Here is a 21,638-nt window from a genome sequence, read left to right on the forward strand (position 1 = left end):
GTTAAAATTTGTAAATTGAATTGTTATATTTGCAATAATAAGCAACTGGAATAATCGTTATAGTTAAAAACCTTAAGAATTGGTAAGATATCTACTTCAAATATTGCTGGTAGTTTTACTCGCTGTCTCCTTTTTCGCCTGTGAAGATGAGAAATATTTGAATTCTCCTGATGCGCAATTGCAATTTTCAGCCGACACCGTTGCTTTTGATACTATTTTCACCACAATTGGCTCAACAACAAGGCGTTTTACCGTTTATAATCCTTATGAAGAGAATGTTTTGATTTCGCGAATAAGGCTTGCAGGAGGCGATTTTTCCAGTTTCAGGTTAAATATAAATGGCATTGCTGCAAATGAGGCTTATGAAGTGGAAGTACCTGCAAGAGACAGCATTTTTGTTTTTGTTGAAGTGACAATAGATCCGAATGGCCAAAATCTTCCCATGGTTGTTGAGGATTCTATTGAATTTACCACCAATACCAATATTCAGGGGATAAACCTGGTTGCTTATGGCCAGGATTTCAGACTGATAAAAGGAGAGACAATTGAAACTACAACCTGGAACGCGGAAAAGCCCTATCTTATTTACGATTATGCTTATGTAGACAGTACATCTACTCTCACCATAGAGCCAGGTACAAAAGTATATTTTCATGATGGCGCAGGCTTGTATGTAAAGGGGACGATTGTGGCCGACGGAACATTTCAGAACCCGATTGTTTTTCAGGCAGATCGACTTGAAGATTCTTATAAGGACATACCTGATCAATGGAGTGGAATCATTTTGTTTTCCGGAAGTCATGACAATTTGTTCAATTTTACCACCATAAAAAACGCAAATATTGGACTACAGGTAGGTACTATTGAAAATGAAGGTTTTGCTTCAGTTCATCTGTATAATTCGAGAATTGAAAATATGGCTTATGCCGGTGTTTTTGCTTTGAAGTCGAAAATATACGGATACAACGATGTTATTGCAAATTGCGGCTATTACGCGGTTGCACTGTTGATTGGGGGGGAATATGAATTTTACCATTCTACTATTGCGAATTATTGGGGAAATTATTCCCGGAAATCACGTTCAACATCTTCACTGGTGGTTTCCAATGTACTAAAGGTTTCTAATTCTGATGGTTCAAGTAAACTCTATCTGGGCGACCTGAATAAGGCGACTTTTGGAAATAGTATTATTTACGGGAATAATCAAAATGAATTGGAACTGGGGAAAAATGAGGAAAAACAGTTTAATTACTTGTTTGACCATTGTATCATTCAGGTCCCGGATACATTTAATGTTTCGAATAAAGACCATTATAAAAATGTTTACCGGGGTGTAGAGTTTGATCCCTTATTTGTTGATCCTTATGAAGATTATGATTATTCGCTCGACTCACTTTCTCCTGCGCGGGATATTGGTAGTGTGGAAATCGCGAACATGTTCCCGTTGGATATTCTCGATAAAGATCGTTTTTCAGATGATGCTCCTGATTTAGGAGCTTTTGAATTTATTAAAAGAAAGAATGAAGATTAACTTCTTTATACTTCTTATTGGTTTACTTTTCTTTTCTCTTTCGTTGTTGTCCCAGCCGCAAGCCGAGGATTTTTCTGTTTTGTTTTACAATGTTGAGAATTTATTTGATATTAAAAATGAACCGGGCAAGGAGGACGACGAATTTACACCAACAGGTGAGCGGTATTGGACAAATAGAAAATTAGATAAAAAATTAGTAAACATTTCAAAAGTTATTTTGAATTCCTCTGGTTTTACAACACCTGATGTTATTGCATTATGTGAGATCGAAAACAGAGAAGTTTTGGAAAGGCTTTTGTACACAACTCCGCTAAAAAAATATAACTATAAAATTATTCACAAAGAATCACCCGACCACAGAGGAATTGATGTTGCTTTGCTTTATCAGTCAGAAACACTTTATCCTCTTAATTACACGTATTTTCCGGTGGTGCGAGGTGATGAAATAATAAAAACACGAGAGGTTTTGTATTTTTCCGGTATTATAAATGAGATTGATACCGTTCACTTTTTTGTAAATCACTGGCCGTCGCGTTATGAAGGAATTTTGGAATCAGAGCCTTTGCGAAAGCTCGCAGCGCAACTATTAAAAACAAAGGTAGAAGAGGTGAGGTCAAAATCTGGAAATTCTAAGATTATCATTCTTGGCGATTTTAACGACCAACCCACTGATGCGAGTATCAGGGAAACTTTAGATGCTCAGTCGCTCTCAGACAACATCGAAAATAGCCATTTATATAATCTTTCGTTCCGCTGGATGAAAGATGAAATAAAAACTCTGAAATATCAGTCACAATGGTCGGTATATGATCAATGTATTGTTTCTGGTTCTCTGGTAAATAGTAAGAAGGGGTATTCAATTCTTCCCGAAAATACAAAAATTATCAAACTACCATTCCTTTTGGAAAAAGATGAAAAATATGGAGGGGTAAAACCATTCAGAACGTATAACGGGTATTCATATAAAGGAGGTTTTAGTGACCACTTACCCGTTCTGCTTAAATTGACATTGCTAAATTAATTTTTCTTTTTATGTCCCAGTTCGCCTGCTTTTTTCAGCATGTATGAATAGGCTTCTTCATAGTTGTTGTGAATTTCGCCTTCCAATATGGCTTCTTTTATCGCATCTTTAATAATCCCCACATCTTTACAGGGCGAAAGTCCAAAAGTCTCCATAATTAACTCACCCGAAACCGGTGGCTGGAAATTTCGAATAGCATCTTTTTCTTCAATTTCTTTTAACTTTTCTCTGACGATTTTAAAATTGGAGAGGTAACGCTTTACTTTGTTCTGATTTTTGGAAGTGATATCAGCTTCACACAGTGTCATTAGTTCATCAATATCATCACCTGCTTCAAAGAGGAGGCGGCGTACAGCTGAGTCAGAGACTTCTTCTTCTGATAAAACAATGGGGCGCATGTGCAAATGAACCATTTTCTGAACAAATTTCATCTTTTCATTCAGCGGGAGTTTCATTCTTCGGAATATTTTTGGAATCATTTTAATACCCACATAATTATGTGCATGAAATGTCCAGCCTTGTCCTTCAATAAACTTTTTTGTTGCGGGTTTTGCAATATCATGTAATAAGGCAGACCAGCGCAACCATAAATTTTCAGTATTTGGTGCTATCCTGTCGAGAACTTCGATGGTGTGGTAAAAGTTATCTTTATGTGCGATTCCGTTCACTGTTTCGATACCCTTCATTTTATAAAGTTCAGGAAATATGATTTCCAGCAAACCGGTTTCTTCCAGTAGTTTAAACCCGACAGATGGTTTTGGGGCAAGAATTATTTTATTCAATTCTTCCGTGATTCGTTCAGCCGAAACAATTTTAATCCTGTTTTTATTTGCTGCAATTGACTGAAGTGTTTTTGCTTCAATTTCAAAACCCAGCTGGGTTGAGAAACGAATGGCCCGCATCATCCGAAGAGGATCGTCAGAAAAGGTAACAGCAGGGTCGAGAGGAGTACGGATAATTTTGTGCTTCAGGTCGTTTATTCCATTAAAAGGATCAACGAGCTGATTAAAATTGCCGGAGTTCAACCCCAATGCAAGTGCGTTAATTGTAAAGTCACGCCGGTTCTGATCATCCTCAAGCGTACCATTTTCAACGATTGGTTTTCTAGAGTTTCTCTGATATGACTCTTTTCGTGCGCCGACGAATTCTATTTCCAGGTTCTTGTATTTTAGCATGGCGGTGCCAAAATTCCTGAAAATATTAACTCTTGGTTTTGGACGAACTTCCTGCGCTACCTTTTGGGCCAGTTCAATTCCGCTGCCAACCGTCACAATATCAATATCTTTAGAGGGGCGTTTTAGGAGCAGATCGCGAACATAACCACCAATTACGTATGTTTCCTGCTGCATTTCATCACTTACCTTTGATATAATGTCAAATATTTTGAGCTTCAGTCTTTTATCCATTATCCTGACAAAATTTGTAACTTCACCAGTAAATTACTGCCACTTGTTAAAAAATTGTGACAAAATTACAACTATTTCAAATAAAAGCGTAGTAAATTTTTAGGTTTGACCAAACGGCATTATTTTTGAATCGACATATGTAAATTGTTAGATATTTAAATAATTTAAAACTATAAATCATGTTGGAACATTTAACAAAAGAAACATTCAAAGAGAAAGTTTTTAACTGGGAAGCAAATAAAGAGTGGAAATATGAAGGTTCAAAGCCTTGTATGATTGATTTTTACGCCGACTGGTGTGGCCCATGTAAAATGGTTGCTCCTGTTTTGGAAGAGTTGCAGAAAGAGTATGGCGATAGTTTAGTAATTTATAAGGTTAATACTGAAGAACAGCAGGAGTTGGCTGGAATGTTTGGAATTCAGAGTATCCCTTCTTTGTTGTTTGTACCTCAGGAAGGACAACCGCAAATGGCGATGGGGGCACTTCCAAAGCCTACTTTCGAAAAAGCAATTGCCGATGTTTTAAAAGTTGAAAAGCCATTGGCCAATTAAAACATACGGGTTTTTCCAAACTGATGCCGGAAGAACTCTTGCAGCCTATTAAATTTTTTAAGCACCGGTTTTGCCGGGGTAGTTTTATATTACCGAAAGTTATCTTACTGGGCTTTTGGCAGTAAAAGAGAATGTTTTTCTTGCGGGAAAAGCATTTTTTTGTTTGGACAGACGGGTATTCCGGCGCTGTTGTTCAGTTTCAAATAGCAATTTATCTTCAAAAAATCGATAACTGTTTTCTGATTTTGAAAAGGAAGGATTTTTAAACAAATGCCAACCTAGTTATCGCAGTTTTCTAATGTAGGGATGTTCATAAGTATCAAAACCTATTGACAATAAATACGATAGGTTTTGTTATTTTTAAGAAAAACCCCGAAAAAGGCCTGAATCGCCAAAAATCGGGGTAATTTTCAAAATCCTTAATTGTGAAAGTACAAAGAATTTATGAAACGCCCCTTGAAATTAATTTTAATTCACCACGTCAGGAATTTTCTCTTTACTGGAAATCATTTTTAACATCTGAAATTGGTAAACTCTATGTCTCCTTACCCTGGGATGATTTAGTCCGGCATTTTAAAATCAAAGAAAATAAGAAAGGACCTTCCCGTTTTTTTAGTCCCGGGGGAATGATTGCATTGATGTTCCTTAAGTCTTATGTGGGGTGTTCAGACCGAAAACTAATTGAGCACTTAAACGGCAATATCCACTTTCAGCTTTTTTGTGACATCTGGCTACAAGGTGAAAGGCTTACCAATTATAAAATTGTCAGCCAGATACGTACTTTTTTGTCATCAAGGTTAGCTATTAGTGAAGCTCAAAAAATATTGGCAAAACATTGGAAACCCTTTATTGAACATCCCAACATTATGCTTACCGATGCAACATGTTACGAAACTTCGATGCGTTACCCAACCAATATAAAACTACTGTGGGAAAGTGTAGACTGGTGTTACGGTCAATTGAAATTAAGCTGTAAGTATTTAAAGATACGAACACCCCGAACCAAATATCTCAAGCAAAAAGAAAGGTATAGTCACTACAGCCGAAAGCGCAGGAAATCGAAAAAGCAGCGTAGAATACTTACCCGGAGCCTGCTGCACTTACTGGGGAAATTATTGTTTTTACTGGAAGAAACCCAGCAGAACTATCTTTATGAATTTACCATGCCAGCCAGATATTATCGCCAAATCAAAATAATTACCACGGTATTATCTCAACAACAAGAAATTTTTGATACAGGTAAAAGTGTACCCGACCGTATAGTCAGCCTTTCAAAAGCTTATATCCGGCCAATTGTACGAGGAAAAGAAGTTAAACCTGTTGAATTTGGAGCCAAGGTAAATATGATACAATTTGGAGGGATTAATTTTATCGAGCACATAAGCTTCAGCGCTTTTCATGAGGGGATAAGGCTTAAGCAATCTGTGCGTTACGGTCGCCAGCTGGTAGGTAAACCAACACACCTTTCGGGCGATGATATTTATGCCACCAATGCCAACCGCACCTGGTGCAGGAAAGAGAATATCATCCATGGGTTTAAACGAAAAGGAAGGGCAGGAAAACATGAACAGCACCGGAAAATACTTCATTCTGTACTTCGTAAAGAAAGAGCCACGCGAATGGAAGGAAGCTTTGGAACAGAAAAAGAACACTACGGCTTAAAGAAAATAAGGGCCATGACCCGGAAAAATGAAGAACTCTGGATTTTCTTTGGTGTACATACAGCAAATGCAGTTAGGATAGCCCGAAAAATGGCGCTCCAAAAACAAGCTGCCTAAAATCAAATCAATTTATTCAAAATCTTTAGGCAAATGGGAAAACTATGCCCAATTCCGGCCTTTTTTCGTCATAAAATCAATCGACACAAAAAAAAGAGATTCTTTTATCAAAATCGGGAAAAAATATCAAGGAGATTTTACCCGATTTTGTCCGAAGACCTTTACTGCTGAAGGTGCCTAATGTAAAACTTGTATTAAATTTTAAAAGCACTTTGGCGTTCAACTTTTTGAACTGGGCTTTTCTTTGATTCCGATCACCCTTTACCCTCTGTTTAGTTTTTTATTTATTTATCGTCGGCGTGTTCCAGTACAATCTTTGAATATTTTCAACTGATGTTGTTTTGAAGGAAGTTTGGTTTTATTGTTATCAATTATAGCGCTCGTAAATCCGCTTTTTGCACTGCACCTTTCTTTCTATTAAATTTTTGGTAGTTATACATAATACATAATCAAAAAACCTTCCATCAATGCGATGAAAGGTTTTTGATATATTAACTTTATTTTTTTCTAAAATCCTTCCGGGCTTCCAACTCTTGTCATAGCACAACGGAATCCCAAATCGTTTTGTGCTCTGGTTTGTTCAAGATATCTTCTTGTCCCCGGAACCAACCAGTAAGGTCTGTCTTTCCATGATCCTCCTTTGTAAACGCGAACGTTATCTGTTATTAACGAGGAGAATGCCCCCGGGCGATCATCCTGAACATACATGTCATTTGTAGACCTATTCTCTGCTGAATTCCAGTCGGTACCTTCTATAAGTTGCGAATTGATATCTCCGTCTTTAAAGTTTCTATAGTCGGCAATCGTATCTTTTACTAGTTCGCCGTACTCATTCCTCATCAAAGAACCATCAGCATCTCTTCTGTATTCAGTAATGACGTTACCTCTATATGGTTGAAATTCTTCAACATCTAAATTTGATAAAGGACGATAAACGTCTGAAACCCATTCACTTACGTTTCCAGACATGCAGTATAATCCATAATCGTTGGGTTCGTATGAGAATACAGGGGAAGTAATATCTGCGTTGTCATTCAAACCGCCTGCCATACCCATCATGTCACCACGACCGCGAACAAAGTTTGCTTTCATTCTTCCTTTTCCATCTTTTGATGCTTCTCTTAAATAAGTTCCGTTCCAAGGATACAAATTTCTTTCGGTGAGCAATTCTCCCTGAACATTACCAATAAGGCCATAGGCAGCATATTCCCATTCAGCTTCTGTTGGCAATCTGTAACTGGGTAAAGCAATACCGTCCTCCCATTTTAATCTTCTGGTTGTTCCATCAGTATTTTCTATCTGACTTTCACCGTCGGTGCCCTGGTACAGTCCTGCAAGATAGGTGTCGGTTGTAAAAACATTTTGACCGCTTTGCGTATTATCGTGTTGCAGGATACCCTTTTCGACCAGGATTTGCTCATTTACTCTGTCGGTTCGCCATGCGCAATAGGCTTCTGCCTGCTCCCATGTTACTGCCACAACAGGATAATCGCTGTAAGCCGGATGTCTATAATAGTTATTTACATACGGCTCGTTGTAAGCCAGTTCGCTTCTCCATTTCATTGTGTCAGGAAGTGCCGCTTCGAGTTTCGCCCTGTCTCCCGGATAAACTCTTCTTAACCAGTGAGTATATTCCCGGTAATCCTGATTTGAAACTTCTGTTTCATCCATATAAAATGACGCAACGGTAACTCTTCTTGGATAATTATCCCATTTGTACATTACATCCTGTTCAACTCTTCCCATGGTAAATGTGCCACCCTGCACAAATACCAGTCCAGGTCCGGCTTCCTGTTCGTAACCTGACTCGTAGGGAATGTCTCCGGTTTCATCTGAATTATACGCCCATCCTGTGGTACGGGAAACATCTTTGCTTCCTTTCCCCCCAAATAATCCACATCCTGAAAGGAATGCGGCTAAAAACACTACAAATAAAGTTTTTAGCTTCATTGAATTTATTTTTTTCATTACTTACTGATCGTCACAAATATAACTATTTTGTCTAATTCTTATTGTTTTAATATTCTAAAAATTTTTTACAATTAACCAGAACAGGTGTATCTTTAGCCCACCTTGTAGCAAATAATTTATACCGGAAATTAAGATTTGTCCAGCAATATTTATTTTAACGAGGCGTTTTACTGTTGTCAATTTTTAAAAGTTTAATGAAAAGATATTTACTTCTGTTTACCATTTTTATTGTTGGTTTTTCAGCAAACGATGTTCAAAGTGAGTTTATTGTTCTCAACTGGAGCAATCTTTCAGCGGGAAATACGTCTGCCGGAGGAAGAATAGATTACACTTTTGAAAATGCTGTTTACTTTCCTGAAAATAGAGGATTACCTTCCTTTTCTAAAATATACGCGCAGCCAAATTCGAAATCGAGGTTTCGGTTTATAATTGAAAATTTACGCTTTGAAGAAATTGAAAATGATTTCCGGGAAAACGTATTTAACAATGTGCCAACCGAAGTAAAGATAGCAACGCAGGAATTAAAATCCCGGGAAACTCTAAAAACAGAAGTGACGGTTTTACCATTTAAAAGAGAAGGTGATAAATTATTTCGTTTAACAGGTTTTAGTTTGAAAAAGATTCCGGTACGAAATAGGAAGACTGCGATAGTTTCTGCTAATGAATGGAAATCACAGTCGGTTTTAAGTGCCGGGAAGTGGATAAAAGTGAAGACTGCTGGGAAAGGAGTTTATAAATTACCCTATTCCAGGCTCACTGAATGGGGCTTTTCAAATCCGTCAAATGTGAAAGTTTATGGAAGCGGAGGTCGTCAACTTTCAGAAAGAACAGAGGAAATTACTTATGATGATTTAATCCAGAATACAATATGGACGGATGAAAACGATAGTGAAAATTGTCTGTTTTTTTATGAGCCCGGTAATATTGAGTGGACACTGAACAGCGAAGGAGAATACTTTGAACATAACAATCATGATTATGCAGTTAATGGATTTTTCTTTTTAACAGACGATGTTGGTTCAGGTAAGACACCTCAAATGGCAGAAGAAATAACCGAAACGCCAACACACTATGTATCTGCTTCTGACGCTTATACCTTGTATGAGAAAAATTCGTTAAATCTGATTTCTTCAGGGAAACAATGGTTTGGTGAAAAATTTTCTCATAACCAAACACGTAATTTTACTATTGAACTGCCGGGTATAAATAATACAAAAGAGGCTTATCTGAAAATAAATGCTGCAGCTCGATCGTATCAGTCTTCCAAGATGAGAGTAAAAGCCAAATCAGTTACTTTGGATGAATTTAGCTTTTCAGAAGTAGATACCGATGATGCTGTTGACACTTATGCGGGAGAAAATAGTAGCGGCATTTTATTTGACATCGACAGTGAAGATTTAGAAGTTGCTTTAACATTTGTCGGCAGCAATGCCAACGCGGTGGCCTGGCTTGACTATATTGAAGTTAATTATTCGCAGGATTTGAATTTAGATGAAGGAGCGCTATTTTTTAGAAACCTGGCTTCAGCAGGAACTGGTAATATTGCCGAATTTGAGATTCAGACACCTTCTTCAACGTCCCGGGTCTTTGATGTGACAGATATGAACAATATTGTTGAAGTGCCCGTGAAAATCTCCGGCAGTCAGATGACAATTAGAGCAACTTCCGACGATTTAAAGGAGTATGTGGCTTTTAACCCCGAAGGCGACTTTCAGGAACCAGAACTGGTTGGCGATGTTGAAAATCAAAACCTGCACGCATTATCAACTCCTGAATTTTTAATTATTACACATCCCTCGTTTTTGAGTGCAGCAAATGAACTTGCCGAGTTTCATGAAAGCTATGACGGGCTAAATACCGAAGTTGTTGTTTCAACCAAGGTATATAACGAATTTAGTTCCGGGCATTTTGATGCAACAGGAATCCGGAATTTTATAAAGATGTTTTACGATCGAGGAAACACATTGAAATATGTTTTGCTTTTTGGCGACGGTAGTTTTGATAATAAAAATATAAATGCAGAGAATTTAAATTTTATTCCTACCTATCAATCGCTAAATTCTTTAAATCCTGTTGGTTCATTTGTTACCGACGATTACTTTGTTCTTTTGGATGAAGGGGAAAGCGTTTATGACGGGGCCGTTGATCTAGGAATTGGAAGAATACCTGCATCTACGCTGCTTCAGGCGCAAACTGTGGTTGATAAGATAAAAAACTATCACTCCACACAGGCACTTGGAAATTGGCGCAACGTAATTTGTTTTATCGGTGATGATGAGGATGGGAATATTCATATGGGCGATTCAGAGAAACTTGCCGGTTTGGTGAACGAAAACCATAAAGAATTTATTACTGATAAAGTTTATTTCGATGCGTTTGTTCAGGAGACAAGTACTTCAGGAGAACGATATCCGGATGTAACAGATGCCATTAACAAACGTGTACAGGATGGTGTTTTGGTTTTAAATTATGTGGGGCATGCCAATGAAAGATTTTTAGCCGATGAACATGTTTTGGATGTAAGTAATATTAATTCCTGGTCAAACGAGAATAATTTGCCAATATTTGTAACAGCCACCTGTGAATTTAGCCGTTTTGATTCCGAAGAAATGTCGGCGGGAGAATATGTGTTATTCAACTCAAGTGGTGGTGGGATTGGTCTTTTTTCAACCACACGTTTGGTTATCTCCGGTCCTAACTATTTATTAAGCAGAAGTTTTTATAACCATGTTTTTGAACGCGATGAAAATGGAGTGCATTACAGGATGGGAGATATAATGCGTCTCGCTAAAATAAATACGTCAAACACAACTAATAAACGTAACTTTAGCTTGCTTGCCGATCCGGCATTGAAACTTTCGTATCCCGAATATAAGGTAGTTACTACAGCGGTAAACAATCAGGATGCAACAGCAAATCCCGATACCATTGGTGCATTGCAAAAGATTACTGTTTCAGGTTATATCTCGGACTACGAGGGAGAAAAGTTGCAGAGTTTCTCCGGAGAAATTATTCCAACGGTTTTTGATAAAGCAATTGAAATGGAGACTCTTGGAAATGCCGGGGAAACTCCAATGGAATTTGAAGTACAGGAAAATGTAATCTATAAGGGAGTTGCAAGTGTAACGAACGGAGAGTTTTCTTTTAGTTTCGTTGTCCCTAAAGATATTTCATATAATCTTGGAAAAGGAAAAATAGTTTATTATGCCGATAATGGAGAAACAGATGCTCATGGTGCCTTCGAGAATTTTGTGATTGGAGGGACGGATAATCAAATTGAAGATAATCAGGGACCGGATATTCAACTTTATATGGATTCCGAAGAATTTGCATCGGGTGATGAAACCAGTAAAAATCCGGCTTTATTGGCTTTTCTTTCAGATGAGAATGGCATAAATACAGCGGGAACCGGCATTGGGCATGATATTACAGCTGTCCTCGATGATGATTATTCCAGTGTTTACGTTTTAAATAACTATTATCAGGCAAATACCGACGATTATACCAGCGGCGTCGTAAAATATCCTTTTAGTAATCTTGACCAGGGGATGCATACCCTGAAGTTAAAAGCCTGGGATGTGGCAAATAATTCCTCGGAAGTTGAAATTGAATTTTTTGTTTCCGGTGGGTTTGTGATATCAGGAGTGAGTAATTACCCCAACCCCATGACTGACTACACTTATTTTGTTTTTGAACACAATCAGTCGGGATCAACCTTTGAAATTTTGATTGAGGTTTTTGACATCCAGGGCCGTAGAATCGACTATTTTGAAACGGAGGCCGGTTCAAACGGTCTGGTAAGTAATCCAATTCCGTGGGACTTGAGTGAGCTTAAGCTGGAAGCCAGAGACGGAATTTATTTTTATAAGCTCACTGCTCGAAATGAAGACGGTGTAATAGCTTCTAAATCAGGGAAACTCATTATTTCATATTAAATTTATTAACGATAGGTAATTTTTCATAAAACAAACCGTTCTCTTTTTTAGTTTAACTATGGCAACAAAGACAAATATTATATCTTTGCAGCGCTCAATTTTAAAAATATTATGATCAAACAGTTACGATTACTTTTTATTTTCGCCCTTACAATTACTATGGCAGAAAATGTAAGTGGACAGGCAACCACTTCCGGGGCGAATACAATTACAACAGCTGTCCCGTTTTTGTCGATAACACCTGATTCAAGGGCTGGTGGGATGGGAGATGCCGGAGTAGGTACTACTCCTGATGTAAACTCACAACACTGGAATCCGGCAAAATACGCTTTTATTGAAAATGATATGGGGGTTGGTATGTCTTATTCCCCCTGGCTGCGGGCTTTGGTCGACGATATTAATTTAGCCTACCTTGTAGGTTACAAAAAGCTGGATGACGTTCAAACCTTAAGTGCATCTCTGCGTTATTTTTCTTTAGGAAGCATTCAGTTTCGCGATGCATATGGAACTCCGGGAATGAGCGCAAATCCAAATGAATTTGCATTGGATTTTGGATATACGCGTCAGCTTTCTGATATTTTTGCAGGTGCAGTTTCTGTCCGTTACATCCGCTCTGATTTAACAAATGGCCAGTACAACGAATCAACCGGTCAAACGCATGCAGGGAATTCGTATGCCGCAGATGTGGCTTTCTATCTTTATAATGAATTCAGAGCAAATGGAAAAGATAATATCTTTTCAGCGGGTATTAATATTCAGAATATCGGTGCTAAAATTTCGTACGACGATGGTGCTACAAAAGATTTTATTCCCACAACCTTGAAATTGGGGGCAGCATATACCACTGAGGTTGACGATTATAACTCATTTAGTTTTGTGTTTGAAGCCAGTAAATTGTTGGTGCCAACACCTCCCGAAGATACCACAAGTTACGATCCCGGAGACGTTATTTATCCCGGTGGAATTAACTCTGATATTGGTGTGATTTCAGGTGTTTTTAAATCGTTTGGTGATGCGCCAGGTGGTTTTTCTGAAGAGTTGCAGGAGATTAACCTTTCTTTAGGTGTTGAATACTGGTATAACAAGCAGTTTGCAATACGTGGAGGTTATTTTTACGAACATGAAAATAAAGGTAATCGTAAATTTATTACAGCCGGTGCAGGTTTAAAAATGAATGTTTTTGCACTCGATTTTTCGTACCTTATTCCGACACAAAGAAACCATCCTCTGGAGAATACGCTGCGTTTTTCACTCACTTTTGATGTTGATGCGTTTGGAAATCAGCGATAGATAACTTATGAGTTTTCGTATTGGACAAGGATATGACGTACACTGCCTTGCCAAAGGAGAAACCTTATGGCTTGGCGGTATTTTAATTCCACACGATAAAGGTACGGTAGCGCATTCCGATGGCGATGTGCTAATTCATGCCATTTGTGATGCGATGCTCGGTGCACTTAAGTTGCGTGATATTGGAACAAATTTTCCTGACACCTCAAACGAGTTCAAAAATATAGACAGTAAAATCCTTTTAAAAAAGTCTTATGATTTGGTAAAGGGAAAGGGATTCGAAATTGTAAATATTGATGCCACAATAAGTGCTCAAAAGCCAAAACTGAAATCATTTATTCCTGATATGGAAAAAACCATGGCTCAGGTTCTGGAAATTGATGAAGAGCAGATTTCGGTGAAAGCCACAACCACAGAGAAATTAGGTTTTGAAGGCCGTGAAGAAGGAATTTCTTCCAGCGCCGTAGTTTTGGTAAAAAAATCTGACAGTGGAAAATAAAAAGACTTTGGTTATCGGTGCCAGTACCAATCCGGTGCGTTACTCAAATTTGGCGATTCAATCGCTTCGCAGGCACAAAAACGATGTGGTTGCTTTGGCAAAACGAATGGGAAAAGTTGCTGATGTTGAGTTCGTCAACAGCTTTCCTTCGCAAAAGGAAAATATTCATACAGTAACGATGTATGTCGGGCCACAAAACCAACCTGAGTTTGTTGATCCGATTCTTTCTTTGCATCCTGAGCGGGTAATTTTTAATCCCGGGACCGAAAATGTGGAGTTTTCTCAAAAGCTCAGAGAAAAAGGAATTGAAGCCATTGAGGCCTGTACTTTGGTTTTGTTGAGCACGGGGCAGTATTGAACTTTAAAAAAAACGGCTATGTTTATTGAAATTCAATCATTTGACGAGTTTTTAAAATTGAAGGAAACGGAACCAGCCTTGCTGGCCTATTTTTCAACCGATGCCTGTAATGTTTGTAAAGTATTAAAACCAAAAGTAGCGGAACTCGTAAGCAAAGAATTTCCTAAAATAAAACCGGTGTATGTAAAATCGGATATTTTGCCCGATGTTGCAGCACAAAACCAGATTTTTACAGCTCCAACAATTTTAGTCTTTTTTGATGGTCGGGAGACTATCCGTAAAAGCAGGAATATTGGGATCAGCGAACTTCAGCGTGAAATATCACGGCCGTATTTTATGATTTTTTCAGAATAAAACTTCACTTTCTCACGTCTTGCTTTTCTTCTTAGTTACCCTGCAATAACGCGGCAGCTATTTCTGATTTTATGCTTTCCAGCTTCGGCGTCTCTCTTTTGTCGCTAAGCCTGCATCCCCGTATAATTAGAGAAGCCTGCAAACAGTCCGGCAAAAATCATTATCACAATCATCAGTAGGTAGATTGCAAAAATCACAATCATAAAAATGCCGATAAAACGATAAAGTGCTTTCAGATTATAAAACGCCTTTGAAAACAGGCGTTGATTTTTTAGCGACAATGCCATTCTAATTCCTGTTGAAAAGCGGTATAAATAGAGGATCGGTAGAAAATAAATGGCTCCTATAATCAGATAAAATACACCAATTAAAAATGTGGGGAAAGGCAATCCGCCAAAATTTTCTGTGGGAATAAGAGCAAAAACGATGCTCATTACAAATCCGCCTGCAACGAGCAGCCCCATAAAAACAAAACCCAGAATAGCCAGAAATTTCCCCCATTTTCCGGCTTCATTCATGTAGGTGCTTACCTCGTCTGTTATTTCCAGTGTTTTTACTTCGTTTATGATCCGGGATTTTTCTGCGAGTGTTTGCTTTGCTTGCTGATTTTCAGTATCCATATTTTTTGATTTGGTTATTTATATTTGATTTGTTAATGGCAAAATAAACAAGTGTTTGTTTGAAAACGAATTTTTGTTTATAAAAATTCGTTTGGGGTAAATAAGTCTCACATCTACCATTTCCGGTTCACTTTCATACAAGGGAAGGAGAAAGTTTCCGGCAGATAAAGCGACCTTAATAAAGACGCTTTTAGCCGGAGAAGTTCTTATATAATAATAAAAACGGTTTATAAGGCTGGGCGTTTTAGCACCAAATATACATCGTTTTTTATCTCAACTCATTTTTTAATTATTTCATAATTGAAGTCTGGATGTATTGTTAATGCTCGAAACAATGTTTTTTTCAGCTCTGAAAACTAATCGGTATATAAAATCTTATAACTCATATCTTCCTGATATCAGTTTACAGATTGGAAAATTGTTCCATTATTTTGTGTTCATCGCCGACTATAAGTGAAGAATGTTTTTGGGGCTGGCATGGTATCGTTTTTTTATTTTTAAGTGTCATTTTTCAACCCTAACAAAAGCTGTGTAATGTTACCGTGTCTGAAAAGTGCAAAAAAAAACTGGTGCAACACAAGGTAACCAGAAAATGAAAAATGGATACCTGAGTATTAACTCATGGATATCCATTTTTCTCATATTAGATATTTTTTAATTCCGGTTGGCCACTTTAGCCAGCAACCTTAATATTTCGAGATACAACCAAATTAAAGTTACCATCAAGCCAAATGCGCCGTACCATTCCATGTATTTTGGAGCTCCTGATCCGGCGGCCCGTTCAATAAAAGAGAAATCGAGCACCAGGTTGAGCGCTGCAATAGCAACTACCACCAAACTAAAACCGATGCTGAAATTACTGCTTCCATACAAAAAGCCAAGGTTGGCGCCAAAAAGTCCGGCGATAAAACTTACAAAATAAACCAGCGCAATTCCGGCTGTTGCAGCGAAAACTCCCAACATAAATTTTTTTGTTACTTTAATAATCCCCGAGCGGTAGAAAAACAGCATCGCAGCAAAAACGGCCAGTGTTAGTGCAACGGCCCGCATTACGATTCCGTTGTATTGCATTTCAAAAAAAGCAGAAATACCGCCCAGAAAGAGTCCTTCGAAAACGGCATAAATCGGTGCTGAAATTCCCGAACTTTGCGGACGGAACACAGTGATTAGAACCGTTATAAATCCGCCAATTCCTCCAATGGCCAGCCATGGTGCGACAGCTGAAAATCCAGCCTCCGGATTAATGTTGGCAACGTCAAAAAATTTATTCCAGGTGAAAACGGCAGCTGCTACCACCAAAAGTAACATCAGAGCGGTTTTGTTTATTGTTCCGTTCACCGTCATAACATCTGATGCCGATGAATATCCCCGGCTAAAAACCCTCTCTTTAAAAACCGGATTTGATGTTTTTGATAAGTTCATTTTCTGTTTGTTTAAATGTTTTCAAAATTTCAATATAAACCAGTTGTTACACAATTCAAAAAATCTGCCAGAAGTAAAATACTGACAGCTTTTCAGGTATTATTACAAATTTTTATTTGGATTTGTTTTCCCGATCTCCTTAAAATAAGGGCTGGTTAGTTCTTCGTAAAGTGTTTCCCCCAGTTTGACAGTGTCTTCAAAGTCGCTTTGCTGCATTTGAAGAGCGAGTTCTACACTTTGTGTATTTAATAACGCCGAACGACTACCCAAAGCAATTACCGAGCGGTAAATAATGGTGTGGAGTTTTGTGTTTCGCGCCAGTACTTCCAATTCAGCATAAAAAGGCTCAAACATCTCGTCGATAGCATTTTTTTCTGTTACAGCGAGTCTGCTCATTAAATGAATTCCGGTAAAATGAACCAGGTATTTTTTTCCCCGGCACCACTCCAATGCTTTTACAAAAGCAAATTTGCATTTTACCCAAAGATTGGCTGACACCTGTTCGGCTATTTCTGTGTTCTCAAAACTTTTGGTCCAGTAATCCATTTGTTCTTCTGTTACCTTTTCGGGCTCATCAAGCAGGGAGGCCAGAATCATGGTTTCGCGCCACTGTTTGTTCCAGAGTTTTAAAGCAAGTAAATGGTCGGATTCAAATTGTTTGGCAATTTCCCTTAGTTCAATCAGCGAAACGCCCCAGTTTAATTTGTATTTTAATCCTTTTTGGCTCATCATCACAGAAACATCACCGTTTTTTCGCGATTTGATGAGAGACAATAATTTTTGAAATTTTTGTTCGGTTTCCTGATTGTCGAGAATAAAATCCATGAAAAAAAATTTTTCCAAAAATAAAGATTATTAATTGTTTTAATTTTATGAATGAGATAAACTCTCACTATGTAAATTTTTTTGTTGGGTTTTTCATTTCCCGTCCGTTTTTAAGTCCGATTCTATTTTCTATTTTTACACAGCTTAAATAAAATACATGCCTGCCCTGCGAGAGTCGATTAATAAAGTATTTCAAAGCGAGTTTTACCGAAATATTCTGAGCCTTTTTTCAGGAATGTTTCTGGCTCGGTTATTTCCGGCGCTTTTTGCTTTAATAATTGTCCGGATTTATTCTCCTGAGAATTTTGGACTTTTTGTCCTGTATATTACAATTGCTTCCACACTTTCAATAATTTCCACGGGGAAGTATGAAAATGCAATCATTCTGGCAGAAACAAAAACGGAAAAGAGACATATCTTTTGGTTGGCTCAGAAAATCAATGTGCTTGTTAATGTTGTTGCAGCGCTTGGAATTTTTGTTTATATTCTGGTTGAAGGAGTTGAGCTGATAACTTCGGTTTTGCAATTGGTACTTATCCCTCTGTATTCTTTCTTTTTTGCTGCCGTGCAACTTTTACGTAATGTTTTAATTAGTAACAAACAATTTAAAAAACTTTCTTTTCTGGAAATCACCCGCTCACTTACCACAGGAATATTGCAGTGTTTGTTTTTTGCCTTTCCTGAGACCGGATTATTTATGGGCGCTTTTTTGGCGCAACTGCTGATTTATTTTGTTTATGCGCGAATGATTCCGGAGGCACAATGGAATCGTAAATTTCTTTTTACAAAAGAAGAACGGAATTATGGAAGAAGGTATATTAATTTTCCAAAATTTTCCGTTGCTTCCGAGATCTTTAACTTTTTAAGTAGTCAGTTGCCTGTGTTTCTGATTAAGCCTTTTTTTGGCAGTACAATACTTGGCTTATATTCTTTTCCGCACCGGTATGTAAGTACTCCGGTTCAATTATTAAGTACTTCTGTTTCGCGTGTTTATATACAAAAGGCCCGGTCGTTAAAAAATAATGTTTCAGATCTGAGCCGGCTTACTTTTTCGCTTTTTAAAAAGCAATTTTTAATAGGAATAATTCCCTTTACCGTAATGACCTTGTGGGGGCAAGCTATTTTCCGGGTGGTTTTTGGGGCAGAATGGGAGTTTTCAGGTTTTTTGGCGCAACTTATTGCACCCTGGTTATTTGTTGTTATGTTGATCTCACCGCTGTCGGCAATAATGATAGTAATGGAGAAACAGAAAATTTCAATGTTTTTCAATATTCTTTTAATGGCTTTCCGAATTGCCGGTTTGTTAATTGGAGGAATAATTTTAAAAGATATTTCGTGGGCAATAGGCTTATACAGTTTCACCGGTTTTGTATTTTTTGTTGCGCTTGGAGCCTATTCGCTAAAACTGGCGGGGGTAAAACCTGGTGACATAATGAAATTCGTTTTTAAAATCTTGATTGTAATTTTACTTCCTTTAATTTTACTCAGAATATGGATGTAAGGCCAAAAATCACCCTTGAGAAATATAGCTGGACTTCCGACGGAGGAATTTCGGTTTGCGGTTTTACCTGGTTGAACGGAGAGTATATTTCAGGGGAAGGCTTTCGAAGATTGATATCGCAGCATTCGGCTTCTGTTGAAAACATAAAAAAGTTTTTAACTCAACTTAACGGACAGTTTTCAATAGTTGTAAAAAAAGATTCTGAGGTTTGGCTGGTTTGCAGTCATACCTGGAGTTATCCTCTTTTTTATTTTCAGAATGGAAATGAGATAGCTGTTTCGGATGATCCGTATTTATTGGTAAAAGAGTTTTCAACTCCGGAAATAGATTCGTTTTCAAAAAACTATTTTTTATTGTTTGGTGTAACACCCAATAACAACACACTTGTTAAACAAATATACCAGGTAAATCCGGGAGAGATTGTTGTTTTCGAAAATGGTCGGGTGACTAACATGTCATTTTTTGATGTAGTGGGTGATATTTTGGATAGAAAAGTTGAGGAAGAAAAACTACATCAATCCATTTTGTCTTTGTTTGAAAGATATTCTGATTTTTTTAAAAATAAACAGGTATTGCTTCCGCTAACCGGAGGTTATGATTCTAGACTCCTGGCTTGTTTGTTAAAGGAATTTGGGCATAAAAATGTTCTTTGTGCAACCTGGGGACGAAAAGGAAATGTGGAAGTCGAACCGGCAGAAAAAGTGGCAAAACAGCTGGGGTATTCACATGTTTTTATTGAATACAACGAGGATGTTATCTCTGGATTCTCAAAAACGCAACAGTTTCTGAACTATGCGGAGTTTGCCGGTCATATTTCATCGATGCCTTTTTTACAGGATTATTTTGCTATCGGTTATTTGCAGAAAAACAAAATGATAACGACAAAAACGATAGCAATGCCAGGTTATTCAGGCGATTTTTTTGCAGGCTCACATCTTGATTCATACGTCAGAACAGCAAACAACCGGTATTTGTTTTCGAAAATGATAAATAAATACAGTTCTTCTTATCCTCTAAATATCAGTCAATTGAGAGATATTGGGGGCTATATTGGAGAATGTTTTTTGGAAAATAAAGCGGCTGAGCCCTGGCAAAAATATGAGCAATGGGATTTTCAGGAAAGGCAGTGTAAATTTATAAGTAACGCCAACCATGCCTGGTTCTACTTTGGTGTGGAAGTTTTAATGCCGTTGTTTGATAAAGATTTTATTGATTTATTTCGGAATTTGCCGTTTGAGCAAAAATTAGGAGTTGGTTTTTACAACAAAACATTGGAAAAGCTATTTTTTAAACCACATAAGGTAGACTTTCATTTAAAAAACAGCATGAGACCAACCTCAACTCCTTCAAATTTGAAAAGACTGGTTTTAAAAATTTCTCCGGCTTTTTTGAAAAATATGTATTACCCGCTTTTGGATGATATTTTTTACCGCGAAATCACCACGGATTTAAAGAGTTCGGGCAAAACGTATTCTTATAAAAGACCGCTAAAACCTAATGCTTACAATAGTTTTATTATACAGTGGTATCTGCAGTTTTTGGACCAATTAATGACAAATAGATGATGATTAGTGTTTTGAAGAATGATTTGCTTTGTATCTATTGCAAAAGTCACGACTTGAAAATAATGGAGCAGTCCAATGTATTGGTCTGCGAAAATTGTAAGCAGAAATATAATATCCGGAATGATGTTCCGGTTCTTCTTCGTCAGGATAAAGAGGAGGACCTTTCAAAATCTGATATTCATCAAAAACAGGAAACCAATTTTAATTATATTGATCATTACCAAAAGGATGGAGTTGAATTTAACTATTTTGAAGAGCGTGATAGAGGAACCGAACATATGAATAAAAGAGTGGGAGAATATATTCTTTCACAAATAAAAAATAAATCAGGGAAAATACTTGATGTGGGCTGTGGTAAAGCATGGGTGGCAAAAGAGTTATGTCCCCGGGGGTGTGAAGTTGTTTCCATGGATATTTCATTGGAAAATACTTCAGAAGCATTGAAAAGATACCCTTTTGAAAATCATGCCGCTGTAGTTGCCGACGTATTTTCTTTGCCATTTAAAGAGAATGTTTTTGATTACATCGTTGCGTCGGAGATTATTGAACATGTGGCTGATCCCGCAAAATTTGTGGAGAATCTTATACGCGTTTTAAAACCCGGAGGAAGCCTGATCGTAACAACGCCTTACAAGGAAAAAATTCGTTATTCTCTTTGCGTTCACTGTAATAACCCAACTCCACTTCATGCACATATTCATTCTTTTGATGAAAGAATATTAAAAGATTTATACAAAGCTGCTGATTTGGAGTCATATGAGTCTTTTACGTTTGGAAACAAAATTCCTGTACATTTACGAATGCATGGTTTTTTAAAGTTTTTTAATTTTTGGTGCTGGAAGAAGATGGATCAGGTATTGAATTTAATTTATAACGCTCCTCTGCGTATTTTGGCGAAGTGGGAAAAGAAGGTAAAGTAAAAAATATTTTTGGTAGTGGCGTTGACTACATGTTCGAAATCTTATTTTTTATTGTGCTGTGATACTCGCGTTGTTGGAACAGTTTTTTTGG

Annotated in this window: 17 protein-coding genes; 12 read left to right on the forward strand and 5 right to left on the reverse strand. The window is 37.5% G+C overall.

Annotated features, from left to right (window positions below; all coding sequences use genetic code 11):
- Positions 1–79 precede the first annotated feature (79 nt).
- A complete protein-coding gene (locus GM418_RS17075) occupies positions 80–1,531 on the forward strand; it encodes a hypothetical protein (RefSeq protein ID WP_158868465.1) in 1,452 nt (483 codons plus the stop codon).
- Entirely contained in the window at positions 1,521–2,552 is a 1,032-nt protein-coding gene (locus tag GM418_RS17080) for an endonuclease/exonuclease/phosphatase family protein (RefSeq protein WP_158868467.1), read from the forward strand. The genes GM418_RS17075 and GM418_RS17080 overlap by 11 nt, the downstream gene beginning before the upstream one ends.
- Here the strand turns inward: GM418_RS17080 and GM418_RS17085 are convergent.
- Positions 2,549–3,958, reverse strand: coding sequence for a CCA tRNA nucleotidyltransferase (locus GM418_RS17085; protein ID WP_158868468.1), 1,410 nt, complete (start codon positions 3,956–3,958; stop codon positions 2,549–2,551). The genes GM418_RS17080 and GM418_RS17085 overlap by 4 nt on opposite strands.
- A gap of 179 nt (positions 3,959–4,137) precedes the next feature.
- Between GM418_RS17085 and trxA the strand changes: the two genes are divergently transcribed.
- Both trxA and GM418_RS17095 read left to right on the forward strand, forming a co-directional pair.
- On the forward strand, positions 4,138–4,509 hold the full coding sequence (gene trxA / locus GM418_RS17090; protein WP_158868469.1) for a thioredoxin: 372 nt from the start codon (positions 4,138–4,140) through the stop codon (positions 4,507–4,509).
- A 425-nt stretch (positions 4,510–4,934) separates the two neighbouring features.
- Entirely contained in the window at positions 4,935–6,287 is a 1,353-nt protein-coding gene (locus tag GM418_RS17095) for a transposase (RefSeq protein WP_217447505.1), read from the forward strand.
- Between the two features lie 507 nt (positions 6,288–6,794).
- Here the strand turns inward: GM418_RS17095 and GM418_RS17100 are convergent.
- Positions 6,795–8,237 (reverse strand): SUMF1/EgtB/PvdO family nonheme iron enzyme, encoded by a 1,443-nt coding sequence (locus GM418_RS17100; RefSeq protein ID WP_158868470.1) that lies wholly within the window; start codon positions 8,235–8,237, stop codon positions 6,795–6,797.
- A 215-nt stretch (positions 8,238–8,452) separates the two neighbouring features.
- Between GM418_RS17100 and porU the strand changes: the two genes are divergently transcribed.
- From porU to GM418_RS17125, 5 genes are all read left to right on the forward strand, one after another.
- Entirely contained in the window at positions 8,453–12,193 is a 3,741-nt protein-coding gene (porU, locus tag GM418_RS17105) for a type IX secretion system sortase PorU (RefSeq protein WP_158868471.1), read from the forward strand.
- Between the two features lie 111 nt (positions 12,194–12,304).
- Positions 12,305–13,483, forward strand: a complete 1,179-nt coding sequence (gene porV / locus GM418_RS17110; RefSeq protein WP_158868472.1) for a type IX secretion system outer membrane channel protein PorV — start codon at positions 12,305–12,307, stop codon at positions 13,481–13,483.
- 7 nt (positions 13,484–13,490) lie between these two features.
- Positions 13,491–13,982 carry a 2-C-methyl-D-erythritol 2,4-cyclodiphosphate synthase gene (gene ispF, locus GM418_RS17115; protein ID WP_158868473.1) on the forward strand — a complete coding sequence of 164 codons (492 nt, stop codon included), beginning with the start codon at positions 13,491–13,493 and terminating at the stop codon, positions 13,980–13,982.
- Positions 13,972–14,340 carry a CoA-binding protein gene (locus GM418_RS17120; protein WP_158868474.1) on the forward strand — a complete coding sequence of 123 codons (369 nt, stop codon included), beginning with the start codon at positions 13,972–13,974 and terminating at the stop codon, positions 14,338–14,340. Before ispF ends, GM418_RS17120 begins: the two co-directional genes overlap by 11 nt.
- 18 nt (positions 14,341–14,358) lie before the next feature.
- On the forward strand, positions 14,359–14,694 hold the full coding sequence (locus tag GM418_RS17125; protein ID WP_158868475.1) for a thioredoxin family protein: 336 nt from the start codon (positions 14,359–14,361) through the stop codon (positions 14,692–14,694).
- A 104-nt stretch (positions 14,695–14,798) separates the two neighbouring features.
- Here GM418_RS17125 and GM418_RS17130 read toward each other — a convergent pair whose 3' ends face one another.
- The 3 genes from GM418_RS17130 to GM418_RS17140 all read right to left on the reverse strand — a co-directional run bounded on the left by GM418_RS17130 (position 14,799) and on the right by GM418_RS17140 (position 17,561).
- On the reverse strand, positions 14,799–15,314 hold the full coding sequence (locus GM418_RS17130) for a hypothetical protein (protein WP_158868476.1): 516 nt from the start codon (positions 15,312–15,314) through the stop codon (positions 14,799–14,801).
- A 654-nt stretch (positions 15,315–15,968) separates the two neighbouring features.
- A complete protein-coding gene (locus GM418_RS17135; RefSeq protein ID WP_158868477.1) occupies positions 15,969–16,736 on the reverse strand; it encodes a Bax inhibitor-1/YccA family protein in 768 nt (255 codons plus the stop codon).
- 102 nt (positions 16,737–16,838) lie between these two features.
- Positions 16,839–17,561 carry a DNA alkylation repair protein gene (locus GM418_RS17140; protein WP_158868478.1) on the reverse strand — a complete coding sequence of 241 codons (723 nt, stop codon included), beginning with the start codon at positions 17,559–17,561 and terminating at the stop codon, positions 16,839–16,841.
- Between the two features lie 157 nt (positions 17,562–17,718).
- Here GM418_RS17140 and GM418_RS17145 point away from each other — a divergent pair, with 157 nt between their 5' ends.
- The 3 genes from GM418_RS17145 to GM418_RS17155 are packed head-to-tail and all read left to right on the forward strand — an operon-like array spanning position 17,719 to position 21,547.
- A complete protein-coding gene (locus GM418_RS17145) occupies positions 17,719–19,062 on the forward strand; it encodes an oligosaccharide flippase family protein (protein ID WP_158868479.1) in 1,344 nt (447 codons plus the stop codon).
- Positions 19,053–20,627, forward strand: a complete 1,575-nt coding sequence (locus GM418_RS17150) for an asparagine synthase-related protein (protein WP_158868480.1) — start codon at positions 19,053–19,055, stop codon at positions 20,625–20,627. The genes GM418_RS17145 and GM418_RS17150 overlap by 10 nt, the downstream gene beginning before the upstream one ends.
- A complete protein-coding gene (locus GM418_RS17155) occupies positions 20,624–21,547 on the forward strand; it encodes a methyltransferase domain-containing protein (RefSeq protein WP_158868481.1) in 924 nt (307 codons plus the stop codon). The genes GM418_RS17150 and GM418_RS17155 overlap by 4 nt, the downstream gene beginning before the upstream one ends.
- The last annotated feature ends 91 nt before the right edge of the window (positions 21,548–21,638 follow it).

The organism is Maribellus comscasis (assembly GCF_009762775.1).
Classification (GTDB): Bacteria; Bacteroidota; Bacteroidia; order Bacteroidales; family Prolixibacteraceae; genus Draconibacterium; species Draconibacterium comscasis.

Bases quoted from the DNA above. Each gene is read 5' to 3' on its own strand.
- GM418_RS17135 (WP_158868477.1), bottom strand. From the start codon at position 16,736: ATGAACTTATCAAAAACATCAAATCCGGTTTTTAAAGAGAGGGTTTTT.
- porV (WP_158868472.1), top strand. From the start codon at position 12,305: ATGATCAAACAGTTACGATTACTTTTTATTTTCGCCCTTACAATTACT.
- GM418_RS17145 (WP_158868479.1), top strand. From the start codon at position 17,719: ATGCCTGCCCTGCGAGAGTCGATTAATAAAGTATTTCAAAGCGAGTTT.
- GM418_RS17080 (WP_158868467.1), top strand. From the start codon at position 1,521: ATGAAGATTAACTTCTTTATACTTCTTATTGGTTTACTTTTCTTTTCT.
- GM418_RS17085 (WP_158868468.1), bottom strand. From the start codon at position 3,958: ATGGATAAAAGACTGAAGCTCAAAATATTTGACATTATATCAAAGGTA.
- porU (WP_158868471.1), top strand. From the start codon at position 8,453: ATGAAAAGATATTTACTTCTGTTTACCATTTTTATTGTTGGTTTTTCA.
- GM418_RS17150 (WP_158868480.1), top strand. From the start codon at position 19,053: ATGGATGTAAGGCCAAAAATCACCCTTGAGAAATATAGCTGGACTTCC.
- GM418_RS17155 (WP_158868481.1), top strand. From the start codon at position 20,624: ATGATGATTAGTGTTTTGAAGAATGATTTGCTTTGTATCTATTGCAAA.
- GM418_RS17100 (WP_158868470.1), bottom strand. From the start codon at position 8,237: ATGAAGCTAAAAACTTTATTTGTAGTGTTTTTAGCCGCATTCCTTTCA.
- GM418_RS17140 (WP_158868478.1), bottom strand. From the start codon at position 17,561: ATGGATTTTATTCTCGACAATCAGGAAACCGAACAAAAATTTCAAAAA.
- GM418_RS17130 (WP_158868476.1), bottom strand. From the start codon at position 15,314: ATGGATACTGAAAATCAGCAAGCAAAGCAAACACTCGCAGAAAAATCC.
- trxA (WP_158868469.1), top strand. From the start codon at position 4,138: ATGTTGGAACATTTAACAAAAGAAACATTCAAAGAGAAAGTTTTTAAC.
- ispF (WP_158868473.1), top strand. From the start codon at position 13,491: ATGAGTTTTCGTATTGGACAAGGATATGACGTACACTGCCTTGCCAAA.
- GM418_RS17125 (WP_158868475.1), top strand. From the start codon at position 14,359: ATGTTTATTGAAATTCAATCATTTGACGAGTTTTTAAAATTGAAGGAA.